The 18788-nt window shown below is 40.7% G+C and carries 19 protein-coding genes and 1 tRNA gene; 6 read left to right on the top strand and 14 right to left on the bottom strand.

Features of this window, described 5'->3' with window-relative positions; all coding sequences use genetic code 11:
* Nucleotides 1–411: 411 nt before the first annotated feature.
* Nucleotides 412–496: transfer RNA gene (locus tag AC07NA_RS02300), tRNA-Ser, on the bottom strand.
* Between the two features lie 331 nt (nucleotides 497–827).
* On the opposite strand from AC07NA_RS02300, the gene AC07NA_RS02305 reads away from it, so the two are divergent.
* Together AC07NA_RS02305 and AC07NA_RS02310 are read left to right on the top strand one after the other, a co-directional pair.
* Nucleotides 828–1055: a hypothetical protein gene (locus AC07NA_RS02305; RefSeq protein ID WP_494895331.1), complete on the top strand. Its 228-nt coding sequence runs from the start codon at nucleotides 828–830 to the stop codon at nucleotides 1053–1055.
* A 45-nt stretch (nucleotides 1056–1100) separates the two neighbouring features.
* Complete coding sequence (locus AC07NA_RS02310; RefSeq protein ID WP_494895333.1) at nucleotides 1101–1466, top strand: RNA recognition motif domain-containing protein; 366 nt, start codon at nucleotides 1101–1103, stop codon at nucleotides 1464–1466.
* A 40-nt stretch (nucleotides 1467–1506) separates the two neighbouring features.
* Here the strand turns inward: AC07NA_RS02310 and AC07NA_RS02315 are convergent, their stop codons facing one another.
* From AC07NA_RS02315 to AC07NA_RS02330, 4 genes are all read right to left on the bottom strand, one after another.
* Entirely contained in the window at nucleotides 1507–3777 is a 2271-nt protein-coding gene (locus AC07NA_RS02315; protein ID WP_494895335.1) for a response regulator, read from the bottom strand.
* A gap of 6 nt (nucleotides 3778–3783) precedes the next feature.
* Nucleotides 3784–4398 (bottom strand): DUF6436 domain-containing protein, encoded by a 615-nt coding sequence (locus AC07NA_RS02320; RefSeq protein WP_494895337.1) that lies wholly within the window; start codon nucleotides 4396–4398, stop codon nucleotides 3784–3786.
* 203 nt (nucleotides 4399–4601) lie between these two features.
* Nucleotides 4602–5390: a trans-aconitate 2-methyltransferase gene (gene tam, locus AC07NA_RS02325; protein WP_494895339.1), complete on the bottom strand. Its 789-nt coding sequence runs from the start codon at nucleotides 5388–5390 to the stop codon at nucleotides 4602–4604.
* An 11-nt stretch (nucleotides 5391–5401) separates the two neighbouring features.
* Complete coding sequence (locus tag AC07NA_RS02330; RefSeq protein WP_494895341.1) at nucleotides 5402–6760, bottom strand: BamA/TamA family outer membrane protein; 1359 nt, start codon at nucleotides 6758–6760, stop codon at nucleotides 5402–5404.
* 171 nt (nucleotides 6761–6931) lie between these two features.
* Here AC07NA_RS02330 and AC07NA_RS02335 point away from each other — a divergent pair, with 171 nt between their 5' ends.
* Nucleotides 6932–8548 carry a Na+/H+ antiporter gene (locus AC07NA_RS02335; RefSeq protein WP_494895343.1) on the top strand — a complete coding sequence of 539 codons (1617 nt, stop codon included), beginning with the start codon at nucleotides 6932–6934 and terminating at the stop codon, nucleotides 8546–8548.
* Nucleotides 8549–8822: 274 nt separating this feature from the next.
* On the top strand, nucleotides 8823–9713 hold the full coding sequence (locus tag AC07NA_RS02340; protein WP_494895345.1) for a DMT family transporter: 891 nt from the start codon (nucleotides 8823–8825) through the stop codon (nucleotides 9711–9713).
* A 63-nt stretch (nucleotides 9714–9776) separates the two neighbouring features.
* On the opposite strand, the gene AC07NA_RS02345 is transcribed toward AC07NA_RS02340, so the two are convergent.
* The 5 genes from AC07NA_RS02345 to AC07NA_RS02365 form a co-directional block, all read right to left on the bottom strand.
* Nucleotides 9777–10145 (bottom strand): hypothetical protein, encoded by a 369-nt coding sequence (locus AC07NA_RS02345; protein ID WP_494895347.1) that lies wholly within the window; start codon nucleotides 10143–10145, stop codon nucleotides 9777–9779.
* A 286-nt stretch (nucleotides 10146–10431) separates the two neighbouring features.
* Nucleotides 10432–11124: a hypothetical protein gene (locus AC07NA_RS02350; RefSeq protein WP_494895349.1), complete on the bottom strand. Its 693-nt coding sequence runs from the start codon at nucleotides 11122–11124 to the stop codon at nucleotides 10432–10434.
* A gap of 196 nt (nucleotides 11125–11320) precedes the next feature.
* The gene (locus AC07NA_RS02355) at nucleotides 11321–11968 is read right to left on the bottom strand and encodes a response regulator (protein ID WP_494895351.1); all 648 of its coding nucleotides are present in this window, start codon (nucleotides 11966–11968) and stop codon (nucleotides 11321–11323) included.
* 53 nt (nucleotides 11969–12021) lie between these two features.
* The gene (locus AC07NA_RS02360; protein ID WP_494895353.1) at nucleotides 12022–13785 is read right to left on the bottom strand and encodes a tetratricopeptide repeat-containing sensor histidine kinase; all 1764 of its coding nucleotides are present in this window, start codon (nucleotides 13783–13785) and stop codon (nucleotides 12022–12024) included.
* A 55-nt stretch (nucleotides 13786–13840) separates the two neighbouring features.
* The gene (locus tag AC07NA_RS02365; protein WP_494895355.1) at nucleotides 13841–14371 is read right to left on the bottom strand and encodes a lipocalin family protein; all 531 of its coding nucleotides are present in this window, start codon (nucleotides 14369–14371) and stop codon (nucleotides 13841–13843) included.
* Between the two features lie 427 nt (nucleotides 14372–14798).
* Between AC07NA_RS02365 and AC07NA_RS02370 the strand changes: the two genes are divergently transcribed.
* Complete coding sequence (locus AC07NA_RS02370; protein ID WP_494895357.1) at nucleotides 14799–15158, top strand: DUF4180 domain-containing protein; 360 nt, start codon at nucleotides 14799–14801, stop codon at nucleotides 15156–15158.
* Nucleotides 15159–15177: 19 nt separating this feature from the next.
* Here the strand turns inward: AC07NA_RS02370 and AC07NA_RS02375 are convergent, their stop codons facing one another.
* Genes AC07NA_RS02375 through AC07NA_RS02385 form a run of 3 tightly spaced genes read right to left on the bottom strand, consistent with a single transcriptional unit; the run spans nucleotide 15178 to nucleotide 16576 of the window.
* Complete coding sequence (locus AC07NA_RS02375) at nucleotides 15178–15681, bottom strand: GNAT family N-acetyltransferase (protein WP_494895359.1); 504 nt, start codon at nucleotides 15679–15681, stop codon at nucleotides 15178–15180.
* Between the two features lie 24 nt (nucleotides 15682–15705).
* Nucleotides 15706–16068 carry a VOC family protein gene (locus AC07NA_RS02380; protein WP_494895361.1) on the bottom strand — a complete coding sequence of 121 codons (363 nt, stop codon included), beginning with the start codon at nucleotides 16066–16068 and terminating at the stop codon, nucleotides 15706–15708.
* Nucleotides 16069–16075: 7 nt separating this feature from the next.
* Nucleotides 16076–16576, bottom strand: coding sequence for a 2'-5' RNA ligase family protein (locus AC07NA_RS02385; protein ID WP_494895363.1), 501 nt, complete (start codon nucleotides 16574–16576; stop codon nucleotides 16076–16078).
* A gap of 141 nt (nucleotides 16577–16717) precedes the next feature.
* On the opposite strand from AC07NA_RS02385, the gene AC07NA_RS02390 reads away from it, so the two are divergent.
* Nucleotides 16718–18130, top strand: coding sequence for a DUF6055 domain-containing protein (locus AC07NA_RS02390; RefSeq protein WP_494895365.1), 1413 nt, complete (start codon nucleotides 16718–16720; stop codon nucleotides 18128–18130).
* Nucleotides 18131–18161: 31 nt separating this feature from the next.
* Here AC07NA_RS02390 and AC07NA_RS02395 read toward each other — a convergent pair whose 3' ends face one another.
* Nucleotides 18162–18716, bottom strand: coding sequence for an RNA 2'-phosphotransferase (locus AC07NA_RS02395; RefSeq protein WP_494895367.1), 555 nt, complete (start codon nucleotides 18714–18716; stop codon nucleotides 18162–18164).
* Between the last annotated feature and the right edge of the window lie 72 nt (nucleotides 18717–18788).

An 18788-nucleotide genomic window follows, 5' to 3' on the forward strand; every position in this document is an offset into this window, starting at 1 on the left:
AAAGAGAGAACTTGAAAAGAACAAGAAAAACTTACTTCCGCAGAAGAAAAATTTATGAGTGATCAGATTACCCGTGCAACCTACGATCGGTGGCATACGGTCTACAGCGCTAATATACTGGCTTTACGTAGTGCTATAGAACGGTTAAGCAGAAATTGTGGCAAGACTTTTACTATCCTGAAAAGACATATCGAGTTGCTTACAGGTATGAAATATGTTTATAATCAGGCAAATAAGTTACAGAAACGACAATTTATTGCTTTGGGGTTCGACTCGAACCTTTACTATGAAAATGGTATCTATCGAACCCCTTCCATGATGGAATTGTTCGTACATAACTCACTTAAAATGAAAGAAAAATGGTTGCTATATATGAAAAGAGTGGATGATTTTTCAATCATCCACTCAAAGCGGAGAGTTAGGGATTCGAACCCCAGGACCTGTTACAGTCAACAGTTTTCAAGACTGCCGCAATCGACCACTCTGCCAACTCTCCGGGGACAAAAGTACAAATCCGGGCGGAATTGGCAAATTTGATTTTTACTTCTTTGCTCAGGAAACGGCTTTTTACAATCACTTCGGCATTTAATTACAACAATATTAATGTGTTATAAAATATATTAATATTGAAAAATAATATAAAAACCTGCAAAAAGCCGTTTAAATAGGCATTTTCAGTACTGTATAATTAGATCTTGAAGGGGTAATTATTGAAAAAATATGCCTGTGATAGTCAATGTATAAGCGATTATCTACAAAAGTTATTTAAAAATATGTAATTATTGCATACCATAAACGTTAGAGAGAACACTATCTTTACCGCCGATATGGGACTGCCGCTTAGGATCACTTATAATAATAACGATATTAAATTTACCTTGTTAACCGAAAAACCATCTACAGGCGTAGGCGATCTCGAAATACTGATCGATGGCAATACGCACAGATTGCGCAGGCTTGGTAATGATTGGGCTGAGGCGGGGGAGACTACGCTATTAGATTCGGGGTTGGTAAAGGCGATTGGTAAAGCGATAGCTTTAAGATACCGACTATGATTTTCATCATATTTAATGTAAATTAGCAAGTATATAATTAAAAAAATGGCCAAGGTTTTTATAGGCGGCTTTCCGCTTGATGCTAACGAACTCCAAATTGTTCAACTGGTTAGCTTACATGGACAGGTTGATACCATTAAAATAGTACGCGATAAAAAGACGCGTATCTGCAAAGGCTATGCTTTCCTTGAAATGAAGGATAAGGCTGCCGCCGACGCGGTTATTGACGCGCTTGATGGTACCATGATGGGAGACAGGGTATTAAGCGTAGCTATTGCACCTGATGTTCCCCCTGCAAAACCTTCACGCCCGTCAAATAACGGCTCATTCCGGAAGCCCTTTAATAAATCTGCTACTCCGTACGGTAATAGTTCTTCAAGTGGTGACCGTCCGAGGCGCCCGCGTAAATAAGTATTATTTTTTATACTATTAATATCAGTTTGTTATACCCTTAAATATTAACCGGCGGTTTTAAAGCATACCAGTTTTCCAGCTTGTTTATCAATTCATCTATTCGTACCGGTTTACTTATATAATCGTTCATCCCGGCTTCAATACACTCTTCGCGATGGCCGGTTAATGTGTTTGCCGTTAAAGCGATAATTATAGGTTGTTTAATATGATCATACAACCTGATATGCTGTGTGGCTTCTAAACCATCCATTACCGGCATTTGCATATCCATCAACACGAGGTCGTAATCGTTTTCAATTACTTCTTTTATGGCCTGTGCACCGTCTTCTACCACAGCTGCTTCATATCCCATCTTCATCAGCATGTGCATAATCACCTTTTGATTGATCTTGTTATCTTCAGCAATCAAAATCTTCATCGGGCATTTAATACCCAAATCGGCAGGTATTTTAGGCTGGGTGGTACGTGTAGTATTAGACGTCTGTGGCTCAACTTGTAAGCTGCTTAATATATACTTGCTTAAAGCGTGCTGCTTGATAGGCTTGGTGAGTATATGGCTGAATAATTTAGAGTTTTCGCCCCGGCGTTCGTCGCCAATTGAACTGAGCAAAATGATAGGAATATGCGGCAACTTATTTTTGATGAGGCGTGCAAGTTCCATACCATCCATATTAGGCATTTGCGCATCGGTAATAATAAGGTCGAACCGCGCATCCGCATCCAGTAAATATAAAGCTTCCTGGCCCGATGATACGGTTATCGGCTCCAGTTTCCAGTTGCGTAACTGAATGTTTAGTATATTACGGTTGGTAAGATTATCATCCACTACTAATACCCGCTTACCTTCGTGCTCGCTCATATCATACTGCACGTAGGGCTGCAATTCTTTTGTGCCTGCACTTGTAATAATGGTGAAAGAAAATACCGAACCTGCGCCTGCCGTACTGCTCACACTTATCTGCCCATCCATTAGGTTAACCAGTTTTTCTGATATAACCAATCCTAAACCCGTACCGCCGTATTTACGGGTGGTTGATGAGTCAACCTGGCTGAATGCCTTAAATAAGCGTTCACGCTTCTCTTCAGGAATACCAATACCTGTATCACGTACTTCAAACTGAATCTTGAGTGCATCGTTATCAGTGGCATCCAACGTTTTTACCTGCACAATAACTTCACCCTGAAAAGTGAATTTTATCGCATTGCCCACCAGGTTGGTAAGCACCTGTTGCAGGCGTACTTTATCACCGATGATCTGCTGTGGCACATCCTCGTCAATAACATAGGCTATCTCAATGCCGCTGTTTGCCACCTTAGTGCTGAATATATCCAATACCTCTTCAATGCAACTGCGCAGGTGCAAATCTTCCTGCTCCAACTCCATACTACCGGCTTCAATCTTCGAAAAATCAAGGATGTTATTGATCACGGTAAGCAGGCTTTCACCACAATTGGTAATGGTTTCGGTATACATACGCTGCTGATCAGTAAGCGCTGTTTCGGCCAGAAGGGTAGACATGCCGATAACCCCGTTCATCGGCGTACGGATCTCATGGCTCATAGTAGCTAAAAACACGCTTTTGGCTTGATTGGCCTCTTCAGCTTCCCTGCGCGAATGATCGAGCTGCTGGTTAGATAGCATTAACTCGCGATTGAGTTTTTCCAGTTTCTCCTGGTTTTCTTTTCTTTCTTCGGCAAGAGCTACTTCTTGTTGCAGCTCCGTCATTTGGATAGTTTGTATTATCTGCCGTTCGCTTGCACGATTAAACTGGTAAGCCCATAAGCCGCAAACAAAAAATATAACCGTAGTTAATAATATGTGTATTATAAAGGTTTGAAAATCGAAATAATTGAGCTGGGTAAAGTAGATATCCTTAACACCTGAATTTTGCAGGTAGCTGAATAAAGCATGATGCAGGCCTACCACCAAAAGTATAGGCAATTGAAGTTTCCAGTTTTGATAAGTAATAAGGATGGCGCTACCTATAAATGCAAAAAAGTGCATTTCAAACATGCCATGCATCTGGTAAATAAATTGGGCCATAAAAACACCCATAACAGCACTCAATACATACTGATACAGAGTTGATTTCGGCAGCAAAAACTTTACGCCATAATAAGCTATTAAACACAATGTACTTATGCTGATGGCAATTGTCCAGGTATCGTAAAAGCCGGCAATTACAAGGCCTAATATAAAATAGCCCGCCAAAAAGTAATCCATCAGTGTGTCTGATCGTTTTTTTACTTCGGCTTTTAATAAATTACCGTACACACTATGCTCGGCAGTAGGGGTATGCTCTAACATATTTTTTTATTGACGACAATTTGGCAAACTACAGCCGTAAGCCGTAACCGCCAAAGGGTTGAATTTTACAGGTTGGGCATTATTTAATAAAGCGCTTAATGCCATACGCGCGTATTCTGTTTTGGTATCACTACAATAACGGCTGCTGTTGTAATTTCCCCGGTAATAAAGGTTATGCTTATTATCTAATATTGCTGCCTGGGGGGTTGAGTATACACCGCAAGCTACGGCTAATGCGGGATCTACAAAAACGGGAACATCCAGATCGAACTTCTTTTTTACTTCGGCAGGGGTGTAGTATTTATCAGTCATTAAAATCACGGCAAAGTTGGTTTGGTTACCATATTGCTTTACCAGTGTTTTAAAATGTTTGATATTGAATTTTGAGCAGGGGCAGTCGGGATTGAAAAAGTGCAGGAATAGCGGCTTATTATTATCAAAGCTAAGCGCGTTATTTACATTGATATGCTTACCAGTATTTACGTGAAGATAATTTGCAGGGATAGGAGTGGGCAAATTATACACATAATCGTTATACCAAAATATACCCGCTATGGCCCCCGATATTACTAAAAGTAATGAAACGGCTAATATTTTCCTTACACGGGTACTAATTGTCAACACTTAAATTATGAATAGGGGGTAATATGGGTGTATTACGTACAATCATATATATAAGTTTACAAACAAAGTATTATTTTGACTTATTACAACCTTTCTGTTTAAGATTATCTTGTCACTAAAATCATTTACAAATCAAGCTATGTATGTATAACTAATGGTTAATCACAACAATACAAAGAATTTGAAAACTTGACTTATATTTATTTGGTTGCAACAATGAATAAGCGTGGAAATGGCAATAATACGGCTCCGCTTTTTAACTGCGGATAGGCTTTGGCGATAGCGGTTTCGTAATCTGCTAAAAATACCTCTTGCTCTGCTTTATCGAAAGCATCAAGATAAGGCCTTAAGCCTGTCCCTTTAAACCACTCAACTATGGAGTGCGCTCCGCCTTCAAGCAAATGAAAGTAGGTGGTTCGCCATATATCAATATTTGATACCTGGTTATGTAATAGTTCATAATACCATTGGGGCGATTGCCTTGCTATACGGTTAGTGGCGTCAGTCAACTTCTCAACCCACGGACCAGCTGCAGCAACTTCGCGCATCAGGCGATGTGCGGGTTCATCAAAATTATCGGGCATTTGCACCGCCAGGCTACCGCTGGGTGCAAGTTTATTTAACAAGGATGGGAAAAGCAAATCATGATCGGGTACCCATTGCAAAGAAGCGTTCGCTAAAATAACATCAAAATGCTCGTTTGTTTCCCAATGGTTTATATCTGCTATTTCGAAATTTACGTCAGGCAAACGTTTACGGGCAGCGGCTATCATATCCGCCGAACTATCCATACCGATAACATTGGCATCCGGGTATTTCGATTTTAAGAGTGCAGTAGAATTTCCGGGGCCGCAACCAATATCCGCTGCTGTTTTAACTGTTGTATTTGGGATACGATTAAGCAGGTCGTAAATGGGGCGATTGCGTTCGGCCTCGAATTTGGTGTATTGCGTGGCCGACCATGTATCGGTAGCTGATCCGGTTTTCATTTTGGAAAATCTTAAAACGCCTCGTTCAACCCAAGGAATAACCCTTTTGAGCCATACTTACCAAAGGCGTAATCGATACAAAGGTTGGTACGTGTGGCTTTGTTAAACAATACACGCAAACCCGCGCCGCCGCCCGGCTGCCATTGGTTAAATATCTTTGTGCCCAAATCATCGTTAGCAGTTTGGATGTTAAAGAAAGTAACCCCGCTAATAAACTTATTTTTCATGATCGGGAAACGGTATTCCATCTCCGAATAAAAATATTGGGTGCCCTTAAAATAAGTTACCGTATAACCGCGACCGCTCCTGAAAGCCGGATCGCGACCGGTTCCCGGTAATTCCAGATAGGGTAGTGCGCCGCTTAACAAGTACGATCCCCAGTTCCAAAAGGCGATAACGTGTTCGGGGTTACGTTCCGATAAACTCCAGTATTTTCTAAAGTCGGTAGTTAGTTGTACCGCGTTCTTTGAGCTACCTATCCACGTTTGGTTAACGCGGATACCGGCATCGGCATAAATACCCTTGTAAGCACGGTTTTGGTTATCGCGTGTAGTGTATTGTGCGTTAAACAAGAAACCGTTCGACATATAATTATCCCTATCGAATCCGTTACGGTCGCTGTAAATATTGTATGGCGTTAATTGCCCCGCGGGTGTTTTACGATCTTCAATTTTCTGCCTTATATCAAATGATACACCGGCTCCCAGGAACACACTTTTATGCACCTGCTTATAAACCTTTTCGCGCAGGTTATAATACATGGAGTGTAATACATAGGGCTTTCTCGATGGATTACTTAACACCTGGTCTTCCTCGCTTCCGGTAGAGCCACGGCCAATACCGATACCAAAATCGGGTGTAAGCGTTTTAGCGGCTACCAAACTTCCCTGAAAGTTCCAGCGGTTACCCGGCGTATATACGTTATGGCTCAGGTAAAAATAGATAATACCTTTAGTGGTAATAGAAGCCGAGGTTGCCGCTACCGACATCAGCGTATTAGGCTCATTACCCAGTACGCGACCCGCTACTGCTTTAATACCTATCTGAAAACCGATACTTGGATTGGATGCCACATTTGGCATCACCGTAATACCTGATTTCTTTTTGAGCGTATCCGCCTCTTTACCCGGATGAAAAATATCACGGATAGCATCGGCAATATCATATTGCTTATTGATGTTGTCTGCCGGTTTTGCTATTTTTTTAGCATTGGCATCCAGCGAGTCGGCCTTTACTGAATCAACGGGTGATATCTGCGCGTAAGCGCTGCTGTATATCACCGTAAAAACAGTGATGATTGTGATCTTTAGCAGCAAGGCAAAACTTTTGCCGCCTTTAAAATAACCGGTATGTAAACGATAATGGCTCAAACCTGAAATATTTAATGTGTAAAGTAGCAACCTTAGCTACAAGTGTTTAAACTTCAAAAGCTCTGAAATGTTTTTGAACTATACGTGTTGCTCTTGCTGACATGAGTTTTGATGAACTATAATCGTTATTTGTTATGGTTTGATGTATTGCAAAATATTGTATTTTAGGGCATGCACCACATCCTCATCCAATACACCTGCCTGCTTATAATTATCCTGTTTTTGGTAATGCTGGCGCAAAAAATGAAGATCGCTTATCCTATTGTACTGGTGCTCGCGGGCTTGCCTTTAGGTTTTGTACCTTTTTTAAAAGGAATTGATATTAAACCGGAACTCATCTTTGTAATATTTCTGCCGCCGCTGCTGTACGAATCGGCATGGAATACCTCGTGGAAAGAGTTTTGGAAATGGCGGCGGGTAATATCCAGCTTCGCATTCCCGGTGGTTATTATTACCTCATGCGTGGTAGCTTTTGTATCCTGGGCGGTTATACCGGGCTTTACTTTGGCTACAGGTTTTCTTCTAGGTGGCATCGTGTCTCCGCCGGATGCGGTATCGGCCAGTGCTATACTCAAAAATGTGAAAGTGCCTAAACGCTTTGTAGCTATAGTAGAAGGGGAGAGCCTGTTAAATGATGCTTCGAGCTTGGTAGTATTTCGCTTTGCCTTGGCGGCTATTTTAACCGGTCATTTTGTTTTTGGCGAGGCTGCCTTGAGTTTTGTATTGGTGATAGTGATGGGCATTGCCTGCGGACTGGCAGTGGCCTTGATATTTTATGCCATACAACGCTGGCTGCCAACGTCGGCAAATATGGATGTAATATTGGGTTTAATTACACCTTATGCCATGTACATGGTGGCAGAAGAATTTCATTTTTCGGGCGTATTAGCGGTAGTTTCGGGTGGATTATTCCTATCTGCAAGGCGGCAAACGTATTTAAGTCACCGAAGCCGATTGCAGGGTATTAACGTGTGGGAAGCTGTGGCTTTTGTACTCAATGGATTTGTGTTTATACTGATAGGGTTGGAGTTTCCGGTGCTGATTAAAAACCTTGGTCCCGATGGTTTGCCTATCGCCATAAAATACAGTTTAATTATTACCGGTGTACTCATCTTTACACGCTTTGCCAGTACCTATGGCGCTATTGTGGTTACCATAATTATGGCGAATTTTATTACCGTTGCCGATCGCAATCCGGGCTGGCGCGCGCCTATTTTATTGGGGTGGACAGGTATGCGTGGCGTGGTTTCGTTAGCTGCCGCGTTGAGTATCCCGGTGGTTATTAAAACCGGCGAAGCCTTCCCTAACCGGGATATGATATTGTTTATCACCTTTGCCGTGATACTCATTACACTGGTTTTACAGGGCTTAACACTGCCGGCTTTGGTGAAATGGGTAAACATGCCCGATCCTGATTATACCGTTTCCTTTGGGCAGCAGCAACAAATGGTACGCAAAAAGTTATCGCATGTGGCACTGCAATTATTACAAAATGAATATGCCGATCAATTGGAACATAACGACTTGTTAGTCTCCCTGAAGATAAGACTGGAGGCCGACCGCGAGATACTCAAAGACTGGGAAAACGACAGCAACCAGGAACGGGTTGACAGCTTTTATAAAGATTATCGTTTAGTAATGGCAAGGGTAATGAGCGAACAACGCAAGCTTTTACTCACCCTCAACAAAAAAGAAAACATTAACGACGAAATAATCCATCAGCAGCTCGATCTGCTCGATTTGGAAGAGGAGAAACTTCGCCAGCATTTCAGTCATTTTGAAGATTAATTGTTTATTGCTCTATATCTGCTATATTTGAACCATAGCATATTTACATGAAGCTGTACCCAAACAAAAACATCGTTAATACCACCGCGCTACCTCCGCCAGTAGTAGTTTATAGCTCAATTTAGGGTTATAAATAAACTGGCATATACGGCTGCATTGGCTCCAAACCAGTGTGGTGATTGTTTATTTATATCCCTCTCCATTCAACAATTATTTATTTACATCCATTTGTGCACCTGCATAAGCATGTTGTGCAATTTCTAATTGCTATAAAATGAAAAAGGCATATATTAAACTTCATATCGCGTTATTGCTCGCCGGGTTTACCGGTATATTCGGAAGATTGATCACTTTAAACGAAGGACTATTAAGCTGGTACCGCCTGCTTATTTCGGCCATCGGCATGTTTTTGTTTCTAATTGTTACAGGGCGAATGTCTGCAGTCAACAATAAAGGTAAACTGCATATTGCCGTAGCCGGGGCACTGCTGGGCTTCCATTGGTTATTCTTTTATGGCAGTATTAAATATGCCAATATATCAGTTGGGGTAGTGTGTTTTGCGCTTACCAGCTTCTTTAACGCGGTAATGGCGCCGCTCATTAATAAAAAGAAGTTTTCGGTGGCCGAACTTTTATTAAGCAGCCTCACTCTTTTAGGTATCAGCCTCATTTTTGGGTTAGATGCAGGTTATCGCACCGGTATTATTCTCGGAATCATATCTTCAACATTTGGCGCCTTATATACCATATATAATGAGCGGCTTGTACAAAAGTTCACCAGTGAAATGATCATTCTGTACCAAATGTTTGGCGGACTGGCGGCACTTACACTGGTAATGCCCTTGTTTTTAACGATCTCACCTGCAAAATCGTTGTTACCCTCAATTACCGATTTTGGCTGGTTGCTGGTGCTCTCCCTGCTATGCACACTGTTATTGTATTTTCTAATTACAGGAGCTTTAAGGCATATATCATCCTTTACGGTGAGTTTAACTTTTAATCTCGAACCCTTGTATACCATATTGCTGGCCATACTGATCTATAAAGAGAACAAAGTTTTATCAATAGGTTTTTATGCAGGGCTAATGCTGATCGTAATTTCGGTGATATTGCAAATGTACCGAGTAGCATTCCGGCCCAAAGCGGTACCGACCACGGCTAATTAAACCGAATAAACCCAAAAGAGCCGGACAAACTGCCCGGCTCTTTTGGATTTTAATATTATGATATTAAAGCCTTGAATGGGTTAAACCCTTTACTTTATAAGCCGTTAGTAGCAATAATGATAGTGAAATAAAAGCTGAAATATATTGCCTTTCAAACAGATATGAAAAAAGCAATACTGCAAAAAACAATAACAGGCTGATCTGAAAAATAGAGCCTAAGTAATTCTTTTCACATTTTTTAAGGGCGGCTTCGGGTTGATTGTAACGCATGCTGATGATGGTGCCTTTGAGCATAACCAGCGCGGCAAGCAGTGTATATGAGAATATCTTTGGGAAGAAATGCCAGATGAGTAAATTATACAGAATTATATATATACCAATAAAAATATAGATCATTAACGCCACTGCCAGTATACTTTTCACTTTTTCCATGTCACTTTTATTGTTTGACAACTATTAGGGGATTTACCCCCACAACATAGTCATTCTTTTATCTTTTGCATAATAAAAACGTTGATATATATTACACCGCAACAGTGATGCCGTAAAAATATATCACCACGAAAATAGTTGCTTTGAACAACAAAAAGTGATACTTTAAATATGTGTATTTAAAAATTCCGCGGAAAGCTATCGGGGATAAAATATAAAAACTCCCTTTGCTACACCCTTTTAAGGTTTCGCAAAGTGGAGTTTTTCTATTAACTACCCCAGTTATTTATCGGCTTAGGCTTGATTTAAAATGTTTAATACTTAGTGTTTTTTGCTGATTACCAAAAGCAAATGCAGCCAGCTCATCATCTTCTTTGAATATGCGTGTGCCGCTCACGTTAATAAGTATATTAGTAGGGTCGGCATCCTTTTCGGTAATACGCAGGCAATCAGTCCAATTGGTTATGCCATCGGCGGTTTTGGTACCCGATATAATAGTTAACGATTTATAGTTTATTCCCCTTGCTATACCTTTGGTTACAAAAAACGCGCTGAACTTGTTGCCGCTGCCCGATATAAAAGAACCTACACCATTAGCCACATCTGTTCTTCCATCTATCTCATAATCAATATCAATGGTAAGATCCTCATTTTTTTGGTTATAGAATTTGTAAGTATAATTACCACGCCATTTGCCTATTTTAACAAAATTTGAGTTATCGAAAAAACAGTTACTATCATTTGTATAATATGAACCTTCAAGATTTGGCGGGGTTGTACCTTCGTTAATTACCATACCAAAGCTGCGCAAACTATCAATGGTATGCTTTGGTATAATGTTCAGAATTTCTTTTGTAAACTCTTCTGCCGGTTCATCGGGTTTAGGATCGGTTTTTTTGTCTTTTTTACATCCTGCCAACAGCATCGGGATAAGGCAAACAGCTATGGCTGTTTTAGTAAGTAAGTTTAAAATTCTCATGATGTTTTATTTAATAGCGTAATTGTTTATAGCTCAAATTTGAGCTTTTAAACAGCGCAGGTAAATAACCCATTGGGTGATTTTGTTGCCTTATTGTTAGGTGATTTAGCGTTTTCAGTTGTATAATACCTTACAACAAAGCATTCCACAATTAAATGCTAAAATTGAGTGACAAGTAAATAAGATAGTAGTTGTGTTAGATCAATCCCTGCTGGCGGGCTTTCAGTATAGCCTCGGAACGGCATACTACGTGTAGTTTTTTGTAGATGTGCTTAACATGTGTGCGCACGGTTTCGTAACTGATAAAGGCCTTATCGGCAATACCGCGATAGTTATAGCCTTCAATCATAAAGGAGAGGATCTCTTTTTCACGGTCGCTCAGGTCATAGTCGGCGGTTGTGGGTTCTACCAATATTACGTTTTGCCTTACAAAAAACTGAAATACCTTTTGCGCTATAGCTGCCGACATAGGGCCGCCGCCACTGTAAACCTCCTGTAAGGAACGTATAATTTTTTCAGGCGAATCGGTTTTTAGTATATAGCCTGATGCCCCGGCGCATAGCGCGTTGAATATCTTCTCGTTATCGTTAAAAACTGTTTGGATCAGTACCTTAATATGCGGAAAGCGTTCTTTGATGATTTTGGTAGCTTCGATACCCGTTCGGCCGGGCATTTCAATGTCCATCAGTACCACGTCGGGCCGGTTAAACTCAATATCGGCTTCAACCTGGTTCACGTTACTAAATGTGCCGGTGCAAATTAAATCGGTAGTAGCGTTTATAATAGTTTGTAAAGCCTCTCGAATAAGCTTGTTGTCTTCAAATATGGCAACCTTTATTTTCATTGTATGTGACACCTCCAAATATTATTTATTTGCCTACCGAACACAATACCCCATCAGGTGATTTTGCATTGCAGCCTTACCTTGGTACCATTACCAATTTCACTGTTTATCTTCAGATCCGCCTTTATTTCGTTTGCCCTGGCAGTCATATTATTTAAGCCATTTCCCTTGTTTACTAAAGCAGGTGCAAAGCCTTTACCATTGTCTTCAATAAATACACTTAAATTCCTGTTTACAACTGATATATCAATTCTAAGTAAAGTACATTCACTGTATTTAACAGCGTTGTTTATGGCTTCTTTGCAAATAAGATAAATGTTCTTGCGCTTTTCCATCGGCAACTTCAGCGTAGCTAAGGGGTTATTAGCTGTAAAGTCAAGCTTTATGCCTTTTACAGAAGTAAGCTGTGCTGCAAACTCTCTCAACCGTTCGGCTATGGTGTAGGCATTATCCTGCACCGGGTTTACGGCCCAAACAATATCGTTCAGTTTGGCCACCATTTCACCGGCATTATCTTTAATAATATCCAGCGAGTTATTAACCGATTCATGTTCCTGATTTTTGATCTGCTCCTTGGTAATATAACTATACATGGATATACCACTCAGGGTAGCGCCCACTTCATCGTGCAGATCCTGGCTTATTTTGCTGCGCATGTTGGCCAGTTTAAGGCGCTGTTTGGTATAATACCGATACGCTATGAAAGCGATAGCCAGCAGCAGGAACATCAGCAATAAAATGTATAACCGGGTATTGGCAAGGTTCTTTTTATTATCAGCTTCGGCAAGTTCCAGGTTGAAGATGGTTTTCTCATTCCGCAAACTTGTGAGCAATATGGTTTGTATCTGCGTGTTATTGCGGTCGTATACTGCCGTTTGTATGGCCGTTTTAAGTTCGAGGGTTTTTAATAGTAAAGCCTGCTCATTGTATCTGCGGTATATCTTGATAGCTATCTCCAAAAACATGGACGAATAAAAATCATTCAATTGCGGATATTCCTTCATCAGCGCGAAACCCGTGGCAAGATGTTTTAACGCGGCTGCTTTGTTTCCTGTACGTTCTGCACATTCGGCTAAACCACTGTAGCTGTTCAGTTCTACATCAAAATCATCGCTTTTAATGGATAACAGGCGGGTAAGCTCAAAATATTTAAGCGCGCTATCGGTTTTTTGCTTCAGCAGATAAGCACTGGCCAAATTAAGGTTTGATGTAGCAGTTCCTCTTTCCGATTTTATTTCTTCAGCTTTTCTTAAGGATAGTCGCGCATAGAAAATGGCACTATCAGGCATTTTTAGCTTTTCATAAGCTTCGGCCAGGTTGCCAAAAATATGGTGCGGTTTGGATAGCTCGATATAAGGCCGACTGTATGGCGGCTGACTGGTATAACGTAATCCCTTTTTGTAATATTTAACCGCTTCGGGCAAACGATTATTATTCATATAGAACAACCCGATGAAATTACAGGCATCTGATATCAGCAGACTATCCTTTAATACACCGGCTATATTTTCGGCTTTAAATGCTTCCTGTAAACCTAACTCGTGCAGGTTGTTATAATAATAGACTTCTGCTTGTCGCGAGGTGAGAAAATAAGAGAACAGTGAGGGCTTGCGGTAGCTTACCTTGGCATATATTTTATTTAACCATAGCTGTGCCGAATCGTAATGATCGGTGTTCATATATTCATCGGCACGGTTAAAAGCATTTAAAATGAAGATACTGTCCGCATTACCGGTCCTTTTAGCCGGGGTGCCCGTTTGCCAGCCCGATGCAATAAGCGGGATTAATAAAACAATAAAAAGCAGCCGTTGCATCATATACGCTAAAGATATATAATACAATTGATGATGTTAAATTTTGAACATCACAGCATTACATCCATTCCAATAAAGTTGTATTAAATCCTAAAGCGGCAGCTTTTTCCAGAAAACGTTCTTTAATCTCATCAGGAATAGTAGTTTCCCTGGATAGTATCCACAAATGATCCATACTGTTACCCGCTACCAATGCGTATTGATAACCGGCATCTACATCGATTATGTTATAATTGAGATAAATGGGTAAATGATAAGCTACTTTAAGGCGCCCTTTATTGTGAGCCCCGGCTAACTTCATTTTGCCTGTGGCTTCAACAGGTTTATTCTTTTCAAAGTTGTAGGCACGGGTAACTACATTTATGGTACCGTCGGTGTTTAATGTATAGTTTTCGGTAACGTCTTTTAAGTTTCTTTCAATACGATTGGGCAGGCGGGCTATTTCGTGCCATAAGCCAAGGTATTTGTTTTTATCAAAGGGTTGTACTATGGCTTTACCGGGGATTTTATTTTTCGGCCAAAGTGCATAAATAAGTCCTGCGGTGCTTGCCCCGGCTGCAAGCGCTATGAGCCATTTATCTTTCTTCATAAATTTAATAAGGTGCCGTGGTTTTGTTTGTTATAAAGATAACAGAATTAGCCTTTTGAGTTATACGCTACGTGCTTGAAATTATTGCAGACGAGAGAAATATTAGCAGAAGATTTAAAAATAGAAAGCCCCTTGCACTCGCTGCCGGGGCCTTCCAACCTAAACCTTATCACATAAGCAGGCAGGATGCCTGCGTTGATACAAATGTAATAACAGAAAGCATATACCGTATATATTTTAATAAATTCTAATGCTATTTTAATACGATAATGACAGGCCGAAAACAAAAGCCTCAAAATGTGATTTATGCGAGGGTTTATCTAAACATTTGAAGCTATATTCAGCCAATTGTATTACGGCATAAACAAATCAATTACCGATTTCAAGAGTTAATGATTAGCTGGCATCTATTAAAAACAAATATTAAATGGAAATTATAACCCACGAAATAAACAATACCAAAATAGCCGAAGTAACCTCAGTCGATATGCTCATTAAAACAACCGACGATGGTTTAGACTTACTCGGCAACTTATACTACCAGGGCTTCGATAAGATCATTGTTCATGAAAGAAATATCACTCCCGATTTTTTCGACCTGAAAACAGGCATTGCAGGCGAGATACTACAAAAGTTTTCGAACTACCGCGTTCGTTTATCCATAGTAGGCGATTTTGCCAAATACCCGGGCAAAAGCATAAGGGACTTTATTTTTGAGAGCAACAAAGGCACCCATATCAACTTTGTGCCTTCGGTTGCTGAAGCATTAAGTAAATTTTCAAAATAGAATGCTGCGTTAATATTGATCAAGGTAACACAACCCGGTATAAACGAAGATGATCTCCTTCAGTTGTCGTGATGTTTTCCTGGTATATAAAGCCGCATTTTTCCAATAGAGTCTGTGAACGGATGTTAGCATCGGTAGTAGTAGCGAAAATACTATCGAGCCCAAATTCTTTCCGCAACGTGCCAAGCACGGCTGTACAACTTTCATAAGCCAAACCCTTGCCTGCAAACTCGGGCAAAAAAGCAAAACCTATATCGGGCAGCTCAAGGTAATCGCGTTTGAAAAGACCGCACATGCCAATGGGTTTGTTCTCCTCTTTTAGCATTACCAGCCATGGCCCGTAACCATATTTTTCGTAATAATTGGCAAGTACGTTATTAATGTAATTTACAGCATCCTGCAAGGCATTAATGTTACGCTCGCCGATGAACTGTTTCCAGGTAGGGGTATTTAGCAATTCAAAAATAAAAGCGGCATCATCAACCGTGAAGCGGCGCAGTATCAGGTTGGGCGTTTCAAGCATTAGGCTAAACTAATAAACGGGGCATCAAAAAAACTCGCCGAAATGCCACAATATCCCCGATGGATCGTGTAAGAAACATTCCTTTCCCCACTGCTCGGTACGGATAGGGGATAACTTTACACCGGTGTATTTATCGGTTAGTTTTAATGCGGAAAGTTCAGCGAAATAACTGTCAACGCTATCTACCTCTAAAAATATCATGGTATTATCCACCCAATCCTGCACGTAAGCGTTTTGCAGGTAAAAAGCGATTTGCTCAGTTTTGAAAACAGATAATTGCGGCGACAAAACGACTTCCTGAAACCCGAGGTCGCGGTAAAAGCTCCGGGATAATTCAAAATCCTTTGCACCGATAAATGGTCTGATCGATTTAGTTTTATGTTCCATGGTGTTACTAATATAGGGCAAATTGTTCAAGTAGAGTCCATTTACCGCCATCCTTTTGTTCTATCAGGCTAATGGTATCAAAGTTAAGCTGCACAGGCAATTTATATTGAATTATCTGTGCAAAAATTTCATCAGTACAGCTCGAATTTCGGGGATGCATCAGCGTAATATGCGGGTGTTGCTGATAGGGATCGGCATCTATACCTTTTAAAACAGCTTTTCTTAAGCTATAAAATTCATCATTACGTTCTGTCGCGGGTATCAATACACCTTTACCATCGGCAAATCGTACAGGCGACTCAAACTTAATAATCAATGGCTTATGAATATTAACAGACCTGATATTCTGAATCACTTTGTCAAGCAAGCCTATCTCGTTTTCCCTGCACAGCGTAACATGAGCGGCAATAAGGTCATACTGTGCCGGGTTAAACTTTACCCTGACCGCCTCAATCGTTTCTTTTCCTTCGGTGATAAATAATGTCAGCTGCCTTCTTGTTTCGCTCATTATAGAAATGCTTTTCTGAAAGGTTAATATACAGGCCTATTTAGCTAATTTCCGGAAAATTAACCCATCTGCCAATAAGTAAATTTGAACATCATGGTTCGGCCAATAATGCTAAAGCAAGAGGCCAATTAAATTAATTTTATGAAAAAACAGAAAGTTGTATTATTTGCAGGTATTTCATTCGCAATATCCTTATTGGCATTTAAATATGACATGCTCGGCACTGCTAAAGATAAGCACTTTACACAGCTGATATCTACGGCCGATAGTGTTGCTGTAAAGCCCATCTATTATCCTGCAAAAGTATGGATGGTTGCCGACAACAACGATTATAACAATAACAACAGCGATTACAGTAATTTGCGAAAAGCCGAAGGCAATAACATCGCTATTTTTTGGAGTAAGAATTATGGTGATAATCCTGCCGTAAATCCGGACTCGATCAGGTTTGATCCAAAAGCCGCAATGCTTGAGCTGGACAGGTTTTATACCTGCTATCGTGATACCTTGAAGTTTGTGCAAAAAGGAAAATCCTTAACGGATAAGTATAAAATGCTTACCTACGTTATCCCGAATAGTCATGGCGGTACGGCATTCGGTGGTGGGGTAGAAGATAAGATAGGTATTCTGTGGACACCCTCTACCCGCATAGCATCCGCGCCTTATGGCGCTTTGGCTCATGAACTTGGTCACTCGTTTCAGTACATGGTACATGCGGATGGTCATTGGGGTTTTACATCGGCACCCAAGGGCAGCAGGGGACAAAGCATCTTTGAAATGACCTCGCAGTATATGCTGTTCCAGGTTTATCCAAGCTGGATGACGTTTGAGAACTATCACTTAAAAAGCTTTATGCGCCAAACTCACCTGGCTTTTCTGCATGAAGATAACCAATACCATTCGCCTTATGTGTTAGAGTACTGGTCGGGTAAACATGGGCGCGATTTTATAGGAAAACTATGGCGTGAAGCAATTAAAGGAGAAGACGCGGTAACTACTTATAAGAGGTTGACCGGTTTAAACCAGTCGAAATTTAATGATGAAATTTTTGATGCCGCCCGCAGGTTCATCACCTGGGATATGCCGCGTATTGAGCAAGCAGCTAAAATCTATGCGAATCAGCATATTGCTGCATTAAATGATATTGGCGATGGCTGGTATCGCATAGCGGAGAGTAACTGTCCGCAAAACTATGGTTACAATGGTATCAAGCTGGATGTACCCGCAGCCGGAACCAAAGTTAAACTTGATTTTAAGGGCATAGTCGGTGCGGAAGGCTTCAGGGCGATTAACACCGATAAAGTCGGTTGGCGGTATGGCTTTTTGGCAGTAAAACAAGATGGTTCGCGTGTTTATGGCAAAACATATTCTAAAACCAACGCTACTGAAAGCTTTACTATACCTAAAAACACCGCCTATTTATGGCTGGTGGTAAGCGGCGCGCCAACGGAGCATTGGGAACATTTAACAGATGGTAAAGCGCAGAACGACGAACAATGGCCTTATCAAATTAAGCTGACAGGTACCGTAATTGATAAAGCTTTTATAAAATAATAGAAACAGATTCCCGCTTCCAATACAGCTATCAATCCTCTTTCAGTCTCAGAAAATGAGCCGGCACGTTATCTGTTAACCAAACCTTATTTGCCGATAAATAAAACACATACCCCTGGTTGTGCATCTCGTCGGCAAGTACTTCAAACACCTTAGGTTTACCGTGCCTGCTTCCTACCTGAACGGCCGTTGTAATATCCATGCTCAAATGCACATGTTGCCTCTCACGCTTGATCAGCCCATCTTTTAAAATGGACTGAACCGATTGCATGCCCGTACCGTGAAACAAAATATCAGGAGGTATTTGACGCTCATAACCCAGTTCAACTTCAATTGAATGTCCCTGGCTGGCCCGTATCTTTTGACCGCTTTCGTCAAAAGCGAAACGTTTCTTGGCGTTGGTTTCTACAACGTGTTTTAGTATTTCAACGGTCAATTTATTTCCGTGAGCATTGGCTTTTGTTAATAGATCATCTACACTTACCCAGCCTTGTTCATCAAGTTCAATCCCTATCAGTTGCGGCTGGTGGCGCAATACCAGGCTTAAAAATTTGCTTATACCGGTAATCTCTTTATCGCTTATCATATTCAAATTAAAGCATTTGTTTAGCGCTTATGCTCAATAAGCTGATATTGTTTATATTTAGCTACCAAACAT

It is taken from the genome of Mucilaginibacter sp. GW821-FHT07G05 (assembly GCF_059418565.1).